The organism is Chryseobacterium sp. UYP7, assembly GCF_056279225.1.
On sequence record NZ_JBWBQW010000001.1, the window covers coordinates 52,314 to 71,322 of the forward strand.

13 protein-coding genes are annotated in these 19,009 nt (G+C 37.4%); 1 reads left to right on the forward strand and 12 read right to left on the reverse strand.

All coding sequences use genetic code 11. The features are described 5' to 3' along the window. Positions 1–227: 227 nt before the first annotated feature. The 3 genes from ACZ9HT_RS00285 to rpoB all read right to left on the reverse strand — a co-directional run bounded on the left by ACZ9HT_RS00285 (position 228) and on the right by rpoB (position 8,829). Positions 228–539, reverse strand: a complete 312-nt coding sequence (locus ACZ9HT_RS00285) for a DUF3467 domain-containing protein (protein WP_476038436.1) — start codon at positions 537–539, stop codon at positions 228–230. 112 nt (positions 540–651) lie between these two features. Next, complete coding sequence (gene rpoC, locus ACZ9HT_RS00290; RefSeq protein WP_476038437.1) at positions 652–4,917, reverse strand: DNA-directed RNA polymerase subunit beta'; 4,266 nt, start codon at positions 4,915–4,917, stop codon at positions 652–654. A gap of 84 nt (positions 4,918–5,001) precedes the next feature. Continuing rightward, entirely contained in the window at positions 5,002–8,829 is a 3,828-nt protein-coding gene (gene rpoB, locus ACZ9HT_RS00295) for a DNA-directed RNA polymerase subunit beta (protein ID WP_476038438.1), read from the reverse strand. Positions 8,830–9,342: 513 nt separating this feature from the next. Between rpoB and ACZ9HT_RS00300 the strand changes: the two genes are divergently transcribed. Then, the gene (locus tag ACZ9HT_RS00300; RefSeq protein WP_476038439.1) at positions 9,343–10,170 is read left to right on the forward strand and encodes an alpha/beta fold hydrolase; all 828 of its coding nucleotides are present in this window, start codon (positions 9,343–9,345) and stop codon (positions 10,168–10,170) included. A gap of 136 nt (positions 10,171–10,306) precedes the next feature. On the opposite strand, the gene ACZ9HT_RS00305 is transcribed toward ACZ9HT_RS00300, so the two are convergent. The 9 genes from ACZ9HT_RS00305 to ACZ9HT_RS00345 form a co-directional block, all read right to left on the reverse strand. Continuing rightward, a complete protein-coding gene (locus ACZ9HT_RS00305; protein ID WP_476038440.1) occupies positions 10,307–10,858 on the reverse strand; it encodes a hypothetical protein in 552 nt (183 codons plus the stop codon). A 34-nt stretch (positions 10,859–10,892) separates the two neighbouring features. Next, the gene (locus ACZ9HT_RS00310; RefSeq protein WP_476038441.1) at positions 10,893–12,404 is read right to left on the reverse strand and encodes a hypothetical protein; all 1,512 of its coding nucleotides are present in this window, start codon (positions 12,402–12,404) and stop codon (positions 10,893–10,895) included. A gap of 27 nt (positions 12,405–12,431) precedes the next feature. Further along, positions 12,432–12,833: a hypothetical protein gene (locus ACZ9HT_RS00315; protein ID WP_476038442.1), complete on the reverse strand. Its 402-nt coding sequence runs from the start codon at positions 12,831–12,833 to the stop codon at positions 12,432–12,434. 181 nt (positions 12,834–13,014) lie between these two features. Next, the gene (locus tag ACZ9HT_RS00320; protein ID WP_476038443.1) at positions 13,015–13,626 is read right to left on the reverse strand and encodes a hypothetical protein; all 612 of its coding nucleotides are present in this window, start codon (positions 13,624–13,626) and stop codon (positions 13,015–13,017) included. Positions 13,627–14,071: 445 nt separating this feature from the next. Continuing rightward, positions 14,072–14,440 carry a 50S ribosomal protein L7/L12 gene (gene rplL / locus ACZ9HT_RS00325; RefSeq protein ID WP_476038444.1) on the reverse strand — a complete coding sequence of 123 codons (369 nt, stop codon included), beginning with the start codon at positions 14,438–14,440 and terminating at the stop codon, positions 14,072–14,074. A gap of 53 nt (positions 14,441–14,493) precedes the next feature. Next, complete coding sequence (gene rplJ / locus ACZ9HT_RS00330) at positions 14,494–15,102, reverse strand: 50S ribosomal protein L10 (protein WP_476038445.1); 609 nt, start codon at positions 15,100–15,102, stop codon at positions 14,494–14,496. 13 nt (positions 15,103–15,115) lie between these two features. Next, positions 15,116–15,808: a 50S ribosomal protein L1 gene (rplA, locus tag ACZ9HT_RS00335; protein WP_476038446.1), complete on the reverse strand. Its 693-nt coding sequence runs from the start codon at positions 15,806–15,808 to the stop codon at positions 15,116–15,118. An 11-nt stretch (positions 15,809–15,819) separates the two neighbouring features. After that, positions 15,820–16,263: a 50S ribosomal protein L11 gene (gene rplK, locus ACZ9HT_RS00340; protein ID WP_476038447.1), complete on the reverse strand. Its 444-nt coding sequence runs from the start codon at positions 16,261–16,263 to the stop codon at positions 15,820–15,822. 302 nt (positions 16,264–16,565) lie between these two features. After that, positions 16,566–19,001: a TonB-dependent receptor gene (locus ACZ9HT_RS00345; protein ID WP_476038448.1), complete on the reverse strand. Its 2,436-nt coding sequence runs from the start codon at positions 18,999–19,001 to the stop codon at positions 16,566–16,568. Positions 19,002–19,009 lie beyond the last annotated feature (8 nt).

Here is a 19,009-nt window from a genome sequence, read left to right on the forward strand (position 1 = left end):
ATTTCGAAATTTAACATTGTAAAACAGAAAACTTCCCGAAATTCTAGCCACGATGGAAGCGGCATCCTTTTTTTGTCTGGCGAAAGGCAGACAGAAAAAGATAGAGCGGACAGCGGGTGGAGTTTTCGAAAATAGCCAAAACTTTTTTGCTCCGTATTTCTAAAACACCGCATAAAAAAATCCCGATTCAAATGAATGAATCGGGATTCTTATATTGAAAAGGTAAATTATGCCTGTACGTTATTTTGTCCTAATATGAATGGCTCAACTTCTTTGATCTCTCCAAATTGTTGTTCGTAGTTCGTGATGTTCTGCTGAAGAGCTGTTAAGACTCTTTTTGCGTGTAATGGAGCAAGAATTACTCTTGATCTTACATTAGCTTGCTGAACTCCCGGCATCATTTGGATGAAATCTACAACGAATTCTGATGGAGAATGATTTACAAGAGCTAGGTTGCAATAAACTCCCTGGGCAATCATTTCGTTAAGGTTAATGTTGATGTTGTTTGGATCTTGATTTTGGTTTTGATTGTTGTCCATTTTTTGGAATATTTTAAAATTATAAATTTTAGATTTAGATAAAAGATGATAGACGAATAGATAATAGAACTATTTCATCTATCATCTATCGGTCTATTATCTTAAAGTCTTTTTAGTTAATGTCTTCGAATTCTTTTTTAGAACCGACGATTACGTTCTGGTAATCTTTAAGACCCGTTCCTGCAGGAATTCTGTGCCCTACAATTACGTTTTCTTTAAGACCACTTAAGTAATCGACTTTTCCTGAAACTGCTGCTTCGTTCAAAACTTTGGTCGTTTCCTGGAACGATGCTGCCGACATGAAAGATTTGGTTTGTAGTGCCGCTCTTGTAATACCTTGCAATACCGGTGTTGCCGTTGCAGATAATGCTTCGCGAACTTCTACTAACGCCTGATCTTCACGCTTCAGTTTAGAATTTTCGTCTCTTAATTCTTTCGTGGTAATCATTTGACCAGGTTTGAAATCTTTCGAATCACCTGCTTCTACAACTACTTTCAAGCCGAACACTCTGTTATTTTCTAATAAGAAATCATATTTGTGCTCTAAAGCTCCTTCTAAGAAGTGAGTGTCTCCACCATCAACAATTGAAACTTTGGTCATCATCTGACGAACAATAATCTCAAAATGCTTATCATCAATTTTCACCCCTTGAAGTCTGTAAACCTCCTGAATTTCATTTACCAAATATTCCTGTACGGCAGTTGGTCCTTTGATTTTCAAGATATCATCTGGTGTAGTTGATCCGTCAGAAAGTGGGGAACCTGCTCTTACGAAGTCATTTTCCTGTACTAAAATCTGGTTAGATAGTTTCACCAAATACTTAGAGATCTCTCCAGTTTTTGCTTCAACGATCAGCTCACGGTTTCCTCTTTTGATTTTTCCGTAAGATACAACACCATCAATTTCTGTTACTACTGCTGGGTTTGAAGGATTTCTCGCTTCGAACAATTCGGTAACTCTTGGTAGACCCCCTGTAATATCTCCAGATTTTGCAGATTTACGTGGAATCTTGATCATTACTTTACCGGACTTAATTTTCTCCCCGTCGTTTACCATAAGGTGGGCTCCGACTGGAAGGTTATACGCTTTTTGCTCAACTCCTTTGGAATCAACAACTTTCAGCGTTGGTACAGCTTTCTTGTTTCTGGATTCAGAAATTACTTTCTCTTCGAAACCTGTCTGCTCATCAATTTCCAACTGGAATGAAATCCCCTGGATAATATCTTCATACTCTACTTTACCAGCAGATTCTGCAATAATTACCGCATTATACGGATCCCATTTCGCAATGGTATCTCCTTTTTTCACTTTATCACCTGGTTTCACTAATAGCTCAGAACCATAAGGTACATTCGCAACCATCAAAGGCGTTCTTGCTGCATTGTCTGCAACCAAACGAAACTCTGTGGAACGTGAAACTAAGATCTCGGCTTTTTTACCTTCTTCGTTTTCTGAAGTTACGGTTCTTACCTCATCCATTTCTACGATACCATCTCGTCTTGCAACGATTGATGGGTTTTCGGTAATATTACTTGCAGTTCCCCCCTGGTGGAAAGTTCTCAATGTTAACTGAGTTCCCGGTTCCCCAATAGATTGTGCTGCGATAACTCCTACTGCTTCACCCATGTGAATTGGTTTACCTGTTGCTAAGTTACGTCCGTAACATTTCGCACAGATTCCTTTTTTCGCTTCGCAAACAAGTGGTGAACGAGCTTCCACCATATCGATTCCTGCTGCTTCAACTAATTTAGCCAATGCTTCGTTAATCAACTGATCTGCTTCAACAATAATTTCATCCGTTTCCGGGTCATAAATATTGTGAAGAGAAACTCTACCTAAAATACGCTCAGAGATTCTTTCAACGATCTCGTCATTTTTCTTCAATGGCGTAATTTCAGTACCTCTTAAAGTTCCACAATCGTTTTCAGTAATGATCACATCCTGTGCAACATCTACCAATCTTCTGGTCAAATAACCAGCATCGGCAGTTTTTAGAGCGGTATCCGCAAGACCTTTACGAGCACCGTGAGTAGAGATAAAGTATTCCAAAATTGATAAACCTTCCTTAAAGTTGGCTACAATTGGATTTTCAATAATCTCAGCTCCTGTAGAACCCGCTTTTTGAGGTTTCGCCATCAATCCACGCATTCCTGAAAGCTGACGAATCTGCTCTTTGGAACCCCTTGCTCCGGAATCAAGCATCATATAAACTGAATTGAACCCACCTTGATCGGTTTTCATTCTGCTCATGATCATCTCGGTTAACCCTGCGTTGGTATTGGTCCAAACGTCAATTACCTGGTTATATCTTTCTGTATCTGTGATAAGACCCATGTTATAATTGGCCTTAATCTCATCTACATTTTCTACTGCACTTGCGATCATTCCTTTTTTCTCTTCAGGAATCGCAATATCACCTAAACTAAATGATAATCCTCCTTTAAATGCATTTGAATAACCTAAGTCCTTCATGTCATCCAGGAAACGTACAGTTGTTGGGAAATCGGTATCCGCTAAAACGCGTCCAATTACGTTTCTTAATGATTTCTTGGTTAAAAGTTCATTAACGTAACCGGATTCTTTCGGTACGATCTGGTTGAATAAAATTCTACCTACAACCGTTTCCGTTAGTTGAGTAACGATTCCTTCTTCTGTTTTGATCGGCAATCTACATCTCACTTTTGCGTTCAATGCTACCATTCCTTCAGCATAAGCGATCTCTACTTCTTCCGGAGAATAGAAAGTTAAGCCTTCACCTAATACTTTCTTGTCTTCTGTTGAAGCTAACTCTTTGGTCATGAAATAAAGACCCAAAACCATATCCTGAGAAGGAACGGTAATCGGTGATCCATTTGCAGGATTCAAGATATTCTGAGAACCTAACATTAGCAATTGTGCTTCCAAAATAGCTTCCGGTCCTAAAGGTAAATGCACCGCCATTTGATCCCCATCAAAATCCGCATTAAATGCAGTGGTTACCAATGGGTGAAGTTGAATTGCTTTTCCTTCGATCATTTTTGGCTGGAATGCCTGGATTCCTAATCTGTGCAAAGTAGGTGCTCTGTTCAAAAGTACAGGGTGACCTTTCATAATACCTTCTAAGATATCATAAACAACAGGTTCTTTTCTGTCGATGATTCTTTTTGCAGATTTTACAGTTTTTACAATTCCTCTTTCAATTAGTTTTCTAATGATAAACGGTTTGTATAATTCTGCAGCCATGTCTTTTGGAATTCCACATTCGTGCAATTTCAAGTTTGGTCCTACAACAATTACGGAACGCGCTGAATAATCCACACGTTTTCCAAGTAAATTCTGACGGAAACGACCTTGCTTCCCTTTCAATGAATCTGAAAGTGATTTCAATGGTCTGTTTGATTCAGATTTTACCGCTGATGATTTTCTTGTGTTATCGAATAATGAATCTACAGATTCCTGCAACATTCTTTTTTCGTTACGAAGAATTACTTCAGGAGCTTTAATTTCCAAAAGTCTTTTCAAACGGTTGTTTCTGATGATTACACGACGGTAAAGATCATTTAAATCTGAAGTTGCGAATCGACCTCCATCCAGTGGAACCAATGGTCTCAATTCTGGTGGAATTACTGGAAGAACACGCATAATCATCCATTCCGGACGGTTCACCATTCTCGTATTAGCACCTCTGATTGCTTCTACAACGTTTAGTCTTTTTAATGCTTCAGTTCTTCTTTGTTTAGAAGATTCGTTGTGTGCTTTGTGACGTAAGTCGAAAGACAATGCGTCAAGATCGATTCTGCTTAATAATTGCTCAACCGCTTCAGCACCCATTTTGGCGATGAATTTATTCGGATCGGAATCATCAAGATACTGATTTTCAGCAGGAAGTGTTTCTAAAATATCAAGATATTCTTCTTCTGTTAAAAATTCTTTATCATCGAAATCAGCACCATCGGCTCTTTTTGCGATACCTTGCTGAATCACGACATATCTTTCATAATAAATGATCATGTCGAGTTTCTTAGAAGGCAATCCTAACATGTAACCAATTTTGTTCGGTAAAGAACGGAAGTACCAAATGTGAGCTACAGGAACAACCAAACCAATATGTCCGATTCTTTCTCTACGCACTTTTTTCTCAGTAACTTCTACTCCACAACGGTCACAAACGATTCCTTTGTATCGGATTCTTTTGTATTTCCCACATGCACATTCGTAATCCTTCACAGGACCGAAAATTTTCTCGCAGAAAAGACCATCTCTTTCCGGCTTGTGCGTACGGTAATTAATTGTTTCGGGCTTTAGAACTTCACCACGGGAATCCTGTAGGATATTCTCCGGAGAAGCAAGACCGATCGTAATTTTAGTAAAATTACTTGTTTTATTTTTATTTGACATTTGATTTTATTTAGATTAAAAGATAGAGAGAGTGGAGATTAAGAGACTTTAAAATCTCTTGTCTCATGTCTAATAGTCTCTAGTCTATTCCTCAAGTCTTACATCAAGACCAAGTCCTTGCAACTCATGTAACAATACATTGAAGGATTCCGGAATACCTGGTTCAGGCATTGCTTCTCCTTTTGCAATTGCTTCGTAAGTTTTAGCTCTACCAATCACGTCATCGGATTTCACAGTTAAGATTTCTCTAAGGATATTCGAAGCACCAAATGCTTCCAATGCCCAAACTTCCATCTCACCAAATCTTTGTCCACCAAACTGCGCTTTACCACCCAAAGGTTGCTGCGTAATCAATGAATAAGGTCCAATTGAACGTGCGTGCATTTTATCATCAACCATGTGACCTAATTTCAACATGTAAATGATTCCAACGGTTGCTGGTTGAGAGAATCTGTCTCCGGTACCACCATCATAAAGATAAGTGCTACCAAATTCCGGAAGACCCGCTTGCTTCGTATATTCTGTGATCTGATCGATGTTTGCACCATCGAAAATCGGCGTTGCAAATTTCAATCCTAGTTTTTGACCAGCCCATCCTAAAACGGTTTCATAGATCTGACCAATATTCATACGGGAAGGTACACCCAGTGGATTCAATACGATATCAACCGGAGTTCCATCTTCAAGGAACGGCATATCTTCTTCACGTACAATTCTGGATACAATTCCTTTGTTACCGTGACGACCTGCCATTTTATCACCAACGTTCAGTTTACGTTTCTTAGCAACATATACTTTCGCCAGTTTGATGATTCCTGCAGGTAGTTCATCTCCGATAGAGATTGCAAACTTCTCACGGTTTTTAACACCGTTCAAGTCATTGGACTTAATTTTGAAGTTGTGGATCAATTGCTTGATCAACTCATTTCTTTCTGCATCAACCGTCCAGTCTGCTCCACTTACATTTACATAATCTTCAACAGATTGAAGTAATTTTGTAGTAAATTTCACTCCTTTCCCGATGATTTCTTCATCAAGATCATTATTTACACCCTGAGACGTTTTACCGTTAACAAGTGTTCCTAATTTTTCTAAAAGTAAATTTCTTAATTCGTCGAATTTCGCTTTGTACGTGTTTTCGATTTCTTCAAGTTTCAATTTCTCTTCAGATCTTTTCTTTTTGTCTTTGATATTTCTTGAGAATAATTTTTTGTTGATGACAACTCCTCTCAACGATGAATCTGCTTTTAATGAAGCATCTTTTACGTCTCCGGCTTTGTCTCCAAAAATCGCTCTCAATAATTTTTCTTCCGGAGTTGGATCTGATTCTCCTTTTGGAGTAATCTTACCAATCATAATGTCGCCAGGTTTTACATCGGCTCCAATTCTGATCATTCCGTTTTCATCTAAATCTTTGGTTGCTTCTTCTGAAACGTTTGGAATATCTGCTGTTAGTTCTTCCATACCTAATTTGGTATCCCGAACTTCCAGAGAATATTCATCAACGTGGATAGAAGTAAACCAGTCTTCGCGAACTACTTTTTCGTTAATAACGATTGCATCCTCAAAGTTGTATCCTTTCCAAGGCATGAAGGCAACAACTAAGTTACGTCCAAGTGCCAATTCTCCATTTTCAGTTGCATAACCATCACAAAGAACCTGACCTTTTACTACTTTGTCACCTACTCTTACGTTTGGTCTTAAAGTAATGGTTGTTCCCTGATTGGTCTTACGGAATTTGGTCAGTTTATATGATTTAGTCGCAGAATCAAACGATACAAGATCGCTGTCTTCGCTTCTTTCATATTTAATGGTAATTTTTACCGCATCAACATATTCTACCGTTCCGTTTCCTTCCGCATTAATTAAAATACGGGAATCTGAAGCAACTTGTTTTTCTAAACCTGTTCCAACAATCGGAGCTTCCGGTTTTAATAATGGAACTGCCTGACGCATCATATTCGATCCCATCAAGGCTCTGTTCGCATCATCATGTTCCAGGAATGGAATTAATGAAGCAGAAATACCAGAAATCTGATTTGGCGCAACATCAATTAAGTCAACCTGTTGTGGCTCAACTACTGGATAATCACCATCTAAACGGGCAATTACTCTATCTGTAGAAATAGTACCATCTTCTTTCATTTCAACGTTGGCCTGTGCAATCACTTTATCTTCTTCATCCTCAGCATTTAAGAAAATAGCAGCAGTTTTAAGATCTACTTTACCGTTGTTTACCTTTCTGTAAGGCGTTTCGATAAATCCTAAGCTGTTAATTTTTGCATAAATCCCTAGAGAAGAGATCAAACCAATGTTTGGTCCCTCTGGAGTTTCTATCGGGCAAATTCTTCCGTAGTGCGTATGGTGAACGTCACGTACCTCAAAACCTGCTCTTTCTCTTGATAATCCACCAGGTCCCAGGGCAGAAAGTCTACGCTTGTGCGTGATTTCTGATAATGGATTGGTTTGATCCATGAACTGAGACAATTGATTCGTTCCAAAGAATGAATTAATTACAGAGGTTAATGTTTTTGCGTTGACCAAGTCGATCGGAGTAAAAATCTCGTTATCTCTAACGTTCATTCTTTCTCTAATTGTTCTCGCAATTCTTGAAAGTCCTACACTGAACTGACCAGATAATTGCTCACCAACCGTTTTAATACGACGGTTTGACAAGTGATCAATGTCATCAACTTCTGCTTTCGCGTTAACCAATTCGATCAGGTGTCTAACGATAGAGATAATATCTTCTTTCGTTAAAACTTCCGTTTTTTCAGGAATATTTAATCCTAATTTTTTGTTCAAACGGTAACGACCAACTTCTCCTAATGAATAACGTTGCTCAGAGAAGAATAATTTTTCGATAATTCCTCTTGCTGTTTCTTCATCGGGTGGATCTGCGTTACGCAACTGACGGTAAATATATTCAACCGCTTCTTTTTCGGAGTTGGTTGGATCTTTTTGTAACGTGTTCTGAATGATAGAGAATTCATTAGAATTTTCTTTGTGGATCAAAATTGATTTCACACCTGCTTCAAGAATAAGATCTAAATGTTCTTTTTCAAGAATGGTCTCTCTATCTAAGATGATCTCGTTTCTTTCAATAGAAACTACTTCACCAGTGTCTTCATCCACGAAATCTTCAAACCAGGTGTTCAAAACTCTCGCAGCCAAAGTACGGCCTTCTACTTTTTTCAGCGCTGCTTTAGAAACTTTCACTTCTTCGGCAAGGTCAAAAATCTGAAGGATATCTTTATCGGATTCGAATCCGATTGCTCTTAATAAAGTCGTTAACGGTAATTTTTTCTTACGGTCGATGTAAGCATACATTACGTTATTAATGTCGGTTGTAAATTCCATCCACGATCCTTTGAAAGGAATAATTCTGGAATAATACAATTTAGTTCCGTTGGCGTGATAAGTCTGACCAAAGAACACACCCGGAGATCGGTGTAATTGAGTTACAATAACACGTTCGGCCCCATTAATAATAAATGAACCTGAAGGTGTCATATAAGGAACCGGACCTAAATAAACGTCCTGTACAACGGTCTGAAAGTCTTCATGTTCAGGGTCAGTACAATACAATTTAAGACGGGCTTTTAGAGGAACTGAATACGTCAATCCTCTTTCCACACACTCGTCGATCGAGTATCGTGGGGAATCTACCAAATAATCCAAAAATTCTAGAACAAAATTGTTTCTGGAATCGGTAATTGGGAAATTTTCTTGAAAGGTTTTGTACAGAGATTCGTTGAGTCTCTGCTCCGGAAGGGTATCCAACTGGAAAAAATCTTTGAAAGATTGGATCTGAATGTCCAAAAAGTCAGGAGTTTCAATTTTTCCTTTTGCTACGGAAAAGTTGATTCTTTCGGTTCCCTGAGTTTTAGCGACTGCTTTAGATTTACTCATAAAAATTTTAAAGAATGAAGGGTTAAAAAATATTTTGTTTAAAAAATATCAGGATTTAGATTAAAAGAGAATAGACGAGAGAGAATAGATTTAAAGCTCTGAATCAAAAGATATAGAATGGTGTTTGAAGCCCTACCTTTTTTCCAGTATTGTAAAATCTCTGATCTCCAATCTGTTAGTCTCTAATCTGAGCCCTAACTGCAACACCGGTATATCTTTTCACGGGGTAATGCAAAATATTTTTTCTGAAAGAAGAGAACTATAAAGATCTAGTGAGAAAACGACGAAACCCTTTTAAACGAATAAAAGAGTAAGTTATTGATTTTCAATAGATAATATGATAATTGGCTTCAAACAGGACTGCAAATGTACGATAATATTATGGATAATAGAAATAATAATCGTATAAGTGAACTGCTTAGCCTAAATAAAGGTAATGTTTTTGCCTCGAAATATTTTAAAAATCTGGTGGCGTAAATCTTGATTGTAATATTAACAATAAAAATTCAAAAAATGCCATACATTCAATCAAAAAGTGACACCAATCAACAATTTTATTATGAAGACTTCGGCTCTGGGCAGCCAATCATCTTAATTCACGGCTGGCCACTGAGCAGTAAGTCCTGGGAATTACAGATTCCTGTACTCGTAGAAGCAGGTTTCAGAGTTATTGCTTACGACAGAAAAGGTTTCGGAAAATCTTCAGTTTCTAACAAAGGTTACGATTACGATGGTCTGGCTGCAGACTTGCACGAAATCATCACCGAACTTGAACTTAAGAACGTTATTCTTTTCGGATTCTCAATGGGTGGCGGTGAAGTAGTTCGATATCTTACAAAATACGGTACCGAAAATGTAGATAAGATTGCTTTAATTTCTTCTATTATTCCAATTGTGAAACAGACGGATGATAATCCAGCCGGCGTTCCGGAAAAAGATCTGATGGGGATTCTGGATCAGGTTAAAAAAGACCGCGTGACTTTTCTGGCAGGATTTCATAAAAACTTCTACAATTTTGGAATGTTGAAACATTCTGTGAGTGATCAACAATTGCACTACGACTGGAGTATTTCCTCCCACGCTTCTCCACTTGCCACGGTGAAAACTGCAGAAAGTTGGGCTGGAACAGATTTTAGATCAGAGTTGAAAAATGTAACCGTGCGAACTTTGATCGTTCACGGAGATGCAGATCAAATTGTTCCTATTGACACGGCCGGAAAACAAGCTGCGGAAGGAATTTCGAATAATGTTTTCAAAATAATAGCAGATGCGCCCCATGGTCTAAATGTAACGCATGCAGAAGAACTGAATAAAATTCTGGTTGATTTCTTGAAAAATTAATTTGACTTTAAATATAGAAAGAGCCACTTCAAAATAAATTGAAGTGGCTCTTTTTTCAATTAAAAATTTTGATTTTTATCTCGTTTTTACAAAAAACCGGCTCATTAATGAACCGGTTTAATATTACTTTAGAATTCTAGGGTTTCCAAAAACTCCATTTGTTGCCATTGAAAACAGCTAAACGTTTGTTAAAATTTGGAGTTACCCCTTTCACATAAACCATCATTCCTGGAGAGGGACTTAAAACATTATTGACGTCCATAACAGTGGGTAAAACCATCGCTTTAGTTGTCGATTCTAATACCAAGACGCCATTCGCACTTGAACTGTTGGCTCCAATAATTGATTTGGCGCCAGTTTCCAAGGCAGATGTAGCAGGCTGACTGGCTAAAGATGAAGTAACGTTTGCATCTTGACCACTTAAGTCCACCCATGTTGTTCCGTTATAAAATTTCATTCTTGCCGTGGTGGCATTTGTCGCATCCAAGATAATTGCTCCGCCAACCAAAGCTGATCCAGTTGGAAGTGTTCTTACATAAGGAACAATTAGTCCTTTATTTTGCCCTGCTGCAAACTCTAACAACACGGAAGTTTTGGTCGAGGCCGTTCCTGTGGCATCTCCGATAATGACCTGAGCGTTAATGCTCGTGATCGCTGCCAGTAGTATGATCGTGAATATATTTTTCATTTTGTAAATTTTGTGAAATTATTTTTTTTATTTATTACGGACAAGCAGGAGTATTAAAACAACTCCAGCCCGTACTTGTTCCAGTTGTATTTAATTTAAGACATTTTAAATCAGTGTCGTAAACCATCATACCCTCTTGTGGAGAAATAATTCCGGTAATCTGAATGGTAGTCATTCTTGAAATCACAAAACCTTTTGCATTGGATTCTAAAGCGCTGAGTGCAGACTTTCTAACCATTGGCCAATCTGTGCTTGCTCCACCTGCTCTTTGTAATAAAGTAATACCGTGTTGCGTATCTGAACCGGCGGCTGTGGTATTCGGCAGATTATAACAGAAACATGGATTAATGGTTACTGTAATCATTGTTGTCGGACTGTAACAATTTCCTACAGAATCATAAAATGACGCATAGTAAGTGCCGGCAGTTACTGCTGTTCCTGAAATTAAATTTGCAGTAGTAGCGGTGGCTCCTGTATGAAAAGTAAGTGTGGTTCCTACCGGTTTGTTAGTCGCAGTAATGACAGTTAAATCTGCTGTAGTAGCGGGGCAAATATTGCTTATTGCAGTAGCACTTAATGCAGGTGCAACAGTTCCCGCCAAACATGGTGAGCTAATACCAGTACTCGTAAAATAGACAACATTAATATAATCATCATAAACATTATCAACATCTAACAAGCTGTAAGAAATCTGAGTCTGTCCATTTGTTAAAAATGAAGCAACATCGTACAGTTCATCTGCATTATTCGTCGTCGGGCTGTCTCCATAACCACCCAGTGTGATCAAAGCTCCATTCGCAAGCACACCATCATCATAACCTCCGGCGTTACTCGTAACTATTGCAGTAGGAGTTGCCGCACCGATCTTTAATTGTGATAATTGATAATTCCCGTTAAAGTCCCCGGTGGAAAAACTAATTCCCACTCCCATTGTTGCACTGAAGCCAGGCAATGTTTTATTGATCGCGTTTACGGTGAATGATTGAGAAGCTGGAAGTGGTCCGGTAATTAATGTACCCATTTGGATAACAAATCTACCCAGTGGTTTTGATGGGACATTCCATAAAACTAAAATTCCTACCCCATCAATTTTTGCCGAGTTGATTCCCTCATTTATAGTTACTGCAGTGGTTGTTCCGGCTGTAAGCGTATTTAAGGTATTGACAAAAGCGGTTGCGGTGGTGCTCACTTCGGCATAACGGGTATATCCCACAAGAGAACTACCTGAGGCAGTGTAAGTACTTAAATTCGGATTAACACCATTAACTGTAATGGCATTTGCTCCTAACTCCGAACCCGTAAGAAGCGTGTGAGCATAATAGATGAATACTTTATTTACTGTAGTAGCTCCAACAGGTTTAGGTAACGTGATATTATAAGAGGACGAAAGGGAACCACGCGCTACAGCGGTAAGTTCACCATTTATTTGGGTATTTAGAACGGTGTTGATCTGCGCAAAACCTAACGAGCTAAAAAGCAACACCAACGTCATGCTTAGTGAAAAGCGGACCTGGTAGTCTTTAAGTTTAAAATATAGATGTTTCATTTGTAAGTGTTTAAAATTTTTTTGTTACTAATTATTTACTTCAATTTGGTAGTAAACGAGCGTACCGGTGAGCACCCCTTTTGCAAAATAAGTTCCAGGCGTTACTGCGGAAAAATTAAATTCACGCTTAACGATTGTATTGTTAGCATCGGTCAAATTTGTAGCGATCACACTTTGTAATGGTTTATTAGTTCCATCTACGATGCTCAATTCCTCAAAATAAGGTGTTGCAGCGTCAAATGCCAGGACTGGGTTTGCTGTTTTATTTACAGTAAATTCAGTAGCGGAAAGAAATTCGGTAGGTATCTCATTCTTGCCTCCTCTTGCTGAGCTTTCAACGGTTTGTGCATTAATCTGGGAAGCGCCTGCAGCTAACATTAGCAGTGTTCCAAATGCCAGTTTAATGGCAGTTTTTTTGAATTGAATCATTTGTTTTTTCATTATATAATTTTGTGTTGTGATAATAATTAATGGGGGAGATGGTTGAGTAATAACTTGAATATCAAGTTTTTACGCTAGTTTTAATAGTTGGGTTTACTCAGTTCAATGAAATAGTTTTACACAATTTTAAAACAATTGTGTTATCTCAGGAATTGGAAATCGAAAAATATTAAAGAAATACTGGCGGTGCCCGAAGAGATGAACTTCTGAATTTACCAAACTGTAAATAAGACAGAGAGGTACAGTATTTTTGCTTCAAAATCTGCGCGCGATATATGTTCAGCAAAAGTGTACTTGACACAAATGCGTAGGAGAATTTAAAGGAAGACGTATCAGCGGTTACAGCAGAAAGATCGAGTTTAGATTTTGCAAATTTTAGCGATTCATTATCTTGAGAAGATGAATAAAAAGAATTTTTAACTTTCTTATTAATCTTTTCCTGCAGTAATTTTAAGGATTGATCGTTGGCTTCTTTCTTTGCGACTAATTGCTTAGCAAGTCCAGTATCTGCTGATTTTTCTTTTAGAATTTTTTTGGAAGGGGAATCACCTTGAATTTCGACAATGCGAGCATTAGAAAACTGAGAAGTTCCAGCGACTACTGCACCAGCGGAAACATAAATAATGGCTTGTGGATCTTTTTGAACAATAGCGCTATCTACAACAGCACCATTCACTTGCGTATTGCAAAATAGTGATAATAGAAAAACGGCAATTAAGCGCAGCGTGTACGGCTTAAAATGCTGTATCCCTAAAGGTACAGTGTATGAATTCTTTTTCAAAATTGTGTTTGTGTTGTGTTAGATTTCTTTTTCACAGAAGTAATCTGTGGCAAAAATAAGAAAAAAAAGATAGATTACTCTATAAAAATTCAGGCTATTGTATAAAGGGTCAAAACACCCTTAGAAAAAAATGTAGAATTCAAAATATAAAAATCGTTCGCAATACTTAAAGATTATAATTAGGTGTGAACTAGACTATTATCTGTGAATAAAATCTTCAAAAAAAACTACAAAAGATACTTTGCGTTGGGTTCACATACACCTGGAATAACTTATTCCTTTGAAAGCATATTTCGCTTATTTAGTCATCAAAAAAAACTTATAAAAAATCAAATTTTGAAACCAGTAAATCTCTGGTATTTATCTTATAAAATTGAGCTAAACAAAAAAAGCCGGCTCCCAATGGGAACCGGCTTTATATTTAAGCGTAGGCTTGAATAAGAAATTATTTAATTTCTACTTCAGCACCTGCATCTTCTAATTGTTTTTTCAAAGCTTCAGCTTCGTCTTTAGAAACGCCTTCTTTGATAGCAGTCGGAGCTGTATCTACCATATCTTTAGCTTCTTTAAGACCTGCACCAGTTAAATCTTTAACTAATTTTACAACTGCTAATTTACTAGCACCTGCAGCTTTCAAGATTACATCGAATTCTGTTTTTTCTTCAACCGCTTCAGCACCTGCACCACCTCCGGCAGCAACAGCTACAGCAGCTGGTTCGATTCCGTACTCATCCTTAAGGATAGTAGCTAATTCGTTTACGTCTTTTACAGTAAGGTTTACAAGCGTTTCCGCTAAGTTTTTTAAATCTGACATTTTAATAATGTTTTAATTGTTGAACGATTTATTTTGATTTGTTTTGAGTCTAATTACTCTGCACTTGGTGCATCTTTAGCTTCAGTACTTGCTTCTGGAGCAGTTTCTGCAGCTGGAGTTTCTTCTGTTTTCACTTCTTCAGCAACTGGAGCAGCTTCGTCCGCTTTCGCTTCTGTAGTGTCCGGTTTGTTTTGAAGCGCAGAAAGTACATTTCTAAGTGGCGATTGAAGCAATGTGATGATTTCACCAATCATTTCTTCTCTGGACTTAATGTTAACAAGTGCTGCTAAATTTTCGTCACCTACGTAGAATGTGTCTTGCAAATAAGCAGATTTCAAAGATGGAACTTCAGCTTTTTTTCTGAATCCCTGAATCAACTTAGCGGGAGCGTTCGCTGTTTCAGAAATCATTAAAGCAGTGTTTCCTTTGAAAGACGGGAACATTTCTGAGTAATCTACATTACCTTCCATTTGTTCCATTGCTTTTTGTAGCAAGGTGTTTTTTACAACTTTCATTGTAATATTTTGCTTAAATGCCTGTCTTCTGAAATCTGAAGTTGCAGCAGCATTCATTCCTTCAAGATTTGCTACGTAAACCACTTTCGCGTCCTGTAACATTCCTTTTATATCTTGTATTACTAATACTTTATCTTCTTTTGTCATTGTTCTTCAGATTTTAGTTTACAGATTTAGTATCAATTGCAATACCTGGACTCATGGTAGAAGACAAATAAATGCTTCTTACATAAATACCTTTGGATGCTGTTGGTTTCAATTTGATCAAAGTCTGAATTAATTCAGCAGCATTTTCTTTAATTTTTGCAGCGTCGAAAGATACTTTACCAATTCCTGCGTGGATGATACCGTACTTGTCTACTTTAAAATCAATTTTACCTGCTTTTACTTCAGCTACTGCTTTACCAATATCCATAGTTACGGTACCGGATTTTGGATTAGGCATTAAACCTCTTGGTCCTAAAACTCTACCTAATGGACCTAACTTACCCATTACTGCAGGCATTGTTACAATCACATCAACATCGGTCCAACCATCTTTAATTTTCTGTAAATATTCGTCAAGACCTACGTAATCTGCACCTGCTTCTTTAGCTTCCGCTTCTTTGTCAGGAGTTACCAATGCCAAAACTTTTACATCTTTACCAGTACCGTGCGGAAGAGAAACTACGCCTCTTACCATTTGGTTGGCTTTTCTAGGATCAACTCCTAATCTAACTGCTAAATCAACAGAAGCGTCGAATTTTGCAGTGTTTACTTCTTTTACCAAAGCAGAAGCTTCGTCTAGAGTGTAAACTTTATTTTTTTCTAATTTGCTTAAAGCTTCTTTTTGCTTTTTTGTTACTTTTGCCATATCTATAAGTTTTAAGCGTTAGTTGGTTTAGTTCCTGTTACTTTTAATCCCATAGATCTTGCAGTTCCGGCAACCATTGTAAGAGCACCATCTAATGTAAAGCAATTAAGATCTACCATTTTGTCTTCGGCAATTTTTTTAACCTGATCCCAAGATACAGAACCTACTTTGATTCGGTTTGGCTCTCCTGAACCTTTTTTCTGCTTAGAGGCATCTAAAAGTTGGATTGCAGCCGGAGGAGTTTTAATTGCGAATTCAAATGATTTGTCTTCGTATACTGTAATTACTACAGGTAAAACTTGTCCCGGTTTGTCTTGAGTTCTTCCGTTAAATTGCTTACAAAACTCCATAATATTCACCCCTGCAGAACCTAATGCTGGACCTACTGGTGGAGATGGGTTTGCTGCTCCTCCTTTTACTTGGAGCTTAACCATTTTAAAGACTTTTTTAGCCATTTTGATTTTTTAAAAATTAAGAAATTTATGAATGTGGAAGCATTTATAAATCTGCAAAGCGTTATCTCATCTAACTACTTTACATTTCGGACTGCAAAATTAAGAATATTTTTTGATTACACAAATGTAAGATGTTGATTTTTAGAAGAACTTTATCATTTTTATAATAAACCAGTGGAATTTGAAACGATCTCAAAAAAAGTTTCTCCAAGAAAGTTGATTATTTTGCCTGTAATAAAGTGAGATTCAAAAAAACCAGCCAAATAAATTGACTGGTTTTGAAAAAATTTAATAAGAAATTTTTAAAAATCCAAAGTGATAGATCCTCTAACAGCGGCTCCCAAAATTGGTCGCGCCATTCTTACATTAGAGCCTCCCGCATCGGTAGATCTTGGATCGCCTTCTGTAATTCCGATGGTGTTGAAAACATTGGTCGCATCAACTGCAAATCTTACTTTTCCTAATTGATATGATGTTCCTGCACCAACCTCACTAAATTGTGGCAAAGAAAAATTCTCGTCGTTCGCTTCATTTTGAAAACGTTTTCCGTAATAATTATAACTTACATACGTTCTCCATTCTTTGGTGATATTCACTGCCGGAGAAATATTAAAATATAATTTCGGAATCCTTCTTACAAAATTACTATCGTAATCAAAAGTGCTTCCGTCGCCATTTGTCCCGGTAAATTTTTTATATTTCGGACTTTGAATGGTCCCGTTAAAAGTAATTTCCAAAATATTATTGAAAAGTTTTGCAAAACCTTCAATCTCTACCCCGATATTATTGGTATCTGCGAATTTATTTTCAGAAGATCCGTCAGAGAAGACATCGGTAAAAGATAGATTTTTCAGCGTAGAATAAAATGGAATTACGCCAATATCAAACGAAGGAGAATAATATTTATATCCCAATTCAATTTGATTGGTCAAAGCCGGTTTCAAAGCAGTTAGATCATCGATATTATTGTAATACGCTTCTTCATTTGGCGATCTAAAACCATGGGAAAAACGCGCATATACCGCATTTTGAGTATTTATTTTATAATTTAAAGCGGCTGTATAGGACACTTTATCCACATTATAACTCCAATAAGTATATTGATTGCCCAATACACTCATATTATCATCGGCAGTTGTCGTTAAAAAACCATGTGTTCCATCGGTTGTTAAGCCAGAATTATTTAAGTTAGCAGAGGTTGTATTTACTCTGTAACCTTTGTAAAAATCGTGGCTGTAACGCGCTCCACCATTAAAACTTAATTGATTGGTAATGTTATAATCAACATTTAAATAGATTGCATTTAAACTTCCCTGTGTTTGAGAATCTCTTAAAAGGAAAGACATTTCTGTGACGCCATTGTAGGTTTTTGAGTACCCAACAGAATTTGGAGTAAGCGATTGATCTACCAAATTTAGCAATTCCGGACGATCGGTCGCAGTGACTAAAATATTACTCCAGTTCCAGTATTGATTAGATTTCCAGTTGGATTTATAAAAACCTGCCGTAAGATTACCGTTTTCTAATTTATAATTAAACTGCAGATCATTTACAAAATTGGTCATCTGTTTATTAATCGCCCAAAATCCTAATTTCTGAACATATTGAGGACTTACGATCTGTCCACCACCTACTAAAGAATACTGAGCATTCCCAGCGGCAATTCCGTAGCCACTTGCAAAATCATTCGCAAGAGTTGGTCCTCCAGCCGGGAAAATTCCTGTATAACTTAAATCGATATTGGTATATCTTGTTTTATTAATGACACTAAAATTACTTCCCAGATCGTATTTAAATTCTGCACCAAAAACATCCATTTTGGGGTGAATTCCGTCTTCAAGATCTCTTTTGAAAAAACCTCCTCCAGCTTGTGGAATATTTAATTTGCTGATTGTACGGTAACTGTACGTTCCATAATTTGCATCAAAACCCGGAAATTCCTCCAGATCATTCGTTAATGGAATCGGTAAATAAAAAGTATTACGATCATCTAATTTTTTGTAGTACACTTTCGCATATCCTTTATCAAAGACATATTTTAAATTCATTTTAATTTGCCCACCATTATTGGCTTTAAAACCTGTTTTTCTAATGCCACTATCAATTCTATAAAAACCGCCAACATTAAAAAATAATTTATTCTCAATCAATGCACCACCAACATTTAAATCCGTTCTCATTAAGCCATAAGAGCCTGTTTCTAACTTTGCGACCCCTCTAAAAACGTTCGTTCCTTCTTTTGAAATAAAATTGATCAAACCGCCCGGAGAATTTGTGGCAAAAATAGATCCTGTTCCTCCTCTCAGCGCTTCCAGCCGACTGATGGAATTGTCAACCCGGAAAAAATTATCCGCATTGGCAAATTGCAAAGCGCCATCTTCGAAAACCGGAAGTCCATCTTCCTGAACCTGCACAAATTCATACGCTCCTGCAGAAGGAATACCTCTTGCGAAAAGGTTATTTCCGACTTCTCCACCGGAAGTTTCGACCGCAAAACCCGGAACTCTTTGCAACAAAGCGGCAGTTGAAATTGGATTTTGTTTTTGAATTTCTTTCGCCGTAAAAGTTGAAATTGCTGTTGCAGATTCCAACTTTGATTTTGGCCGGGATGAACCCGTAATCACAACTTGGTCTATGGCTGCACTTCTGGTGGAATCCTGTGTAACTTCCTGTGCAAATACATTCTGGTAATACAGTGTTGCTACACCTGCTACTAAGAAAAGAGTAATCTTTTTCATGTTGATTT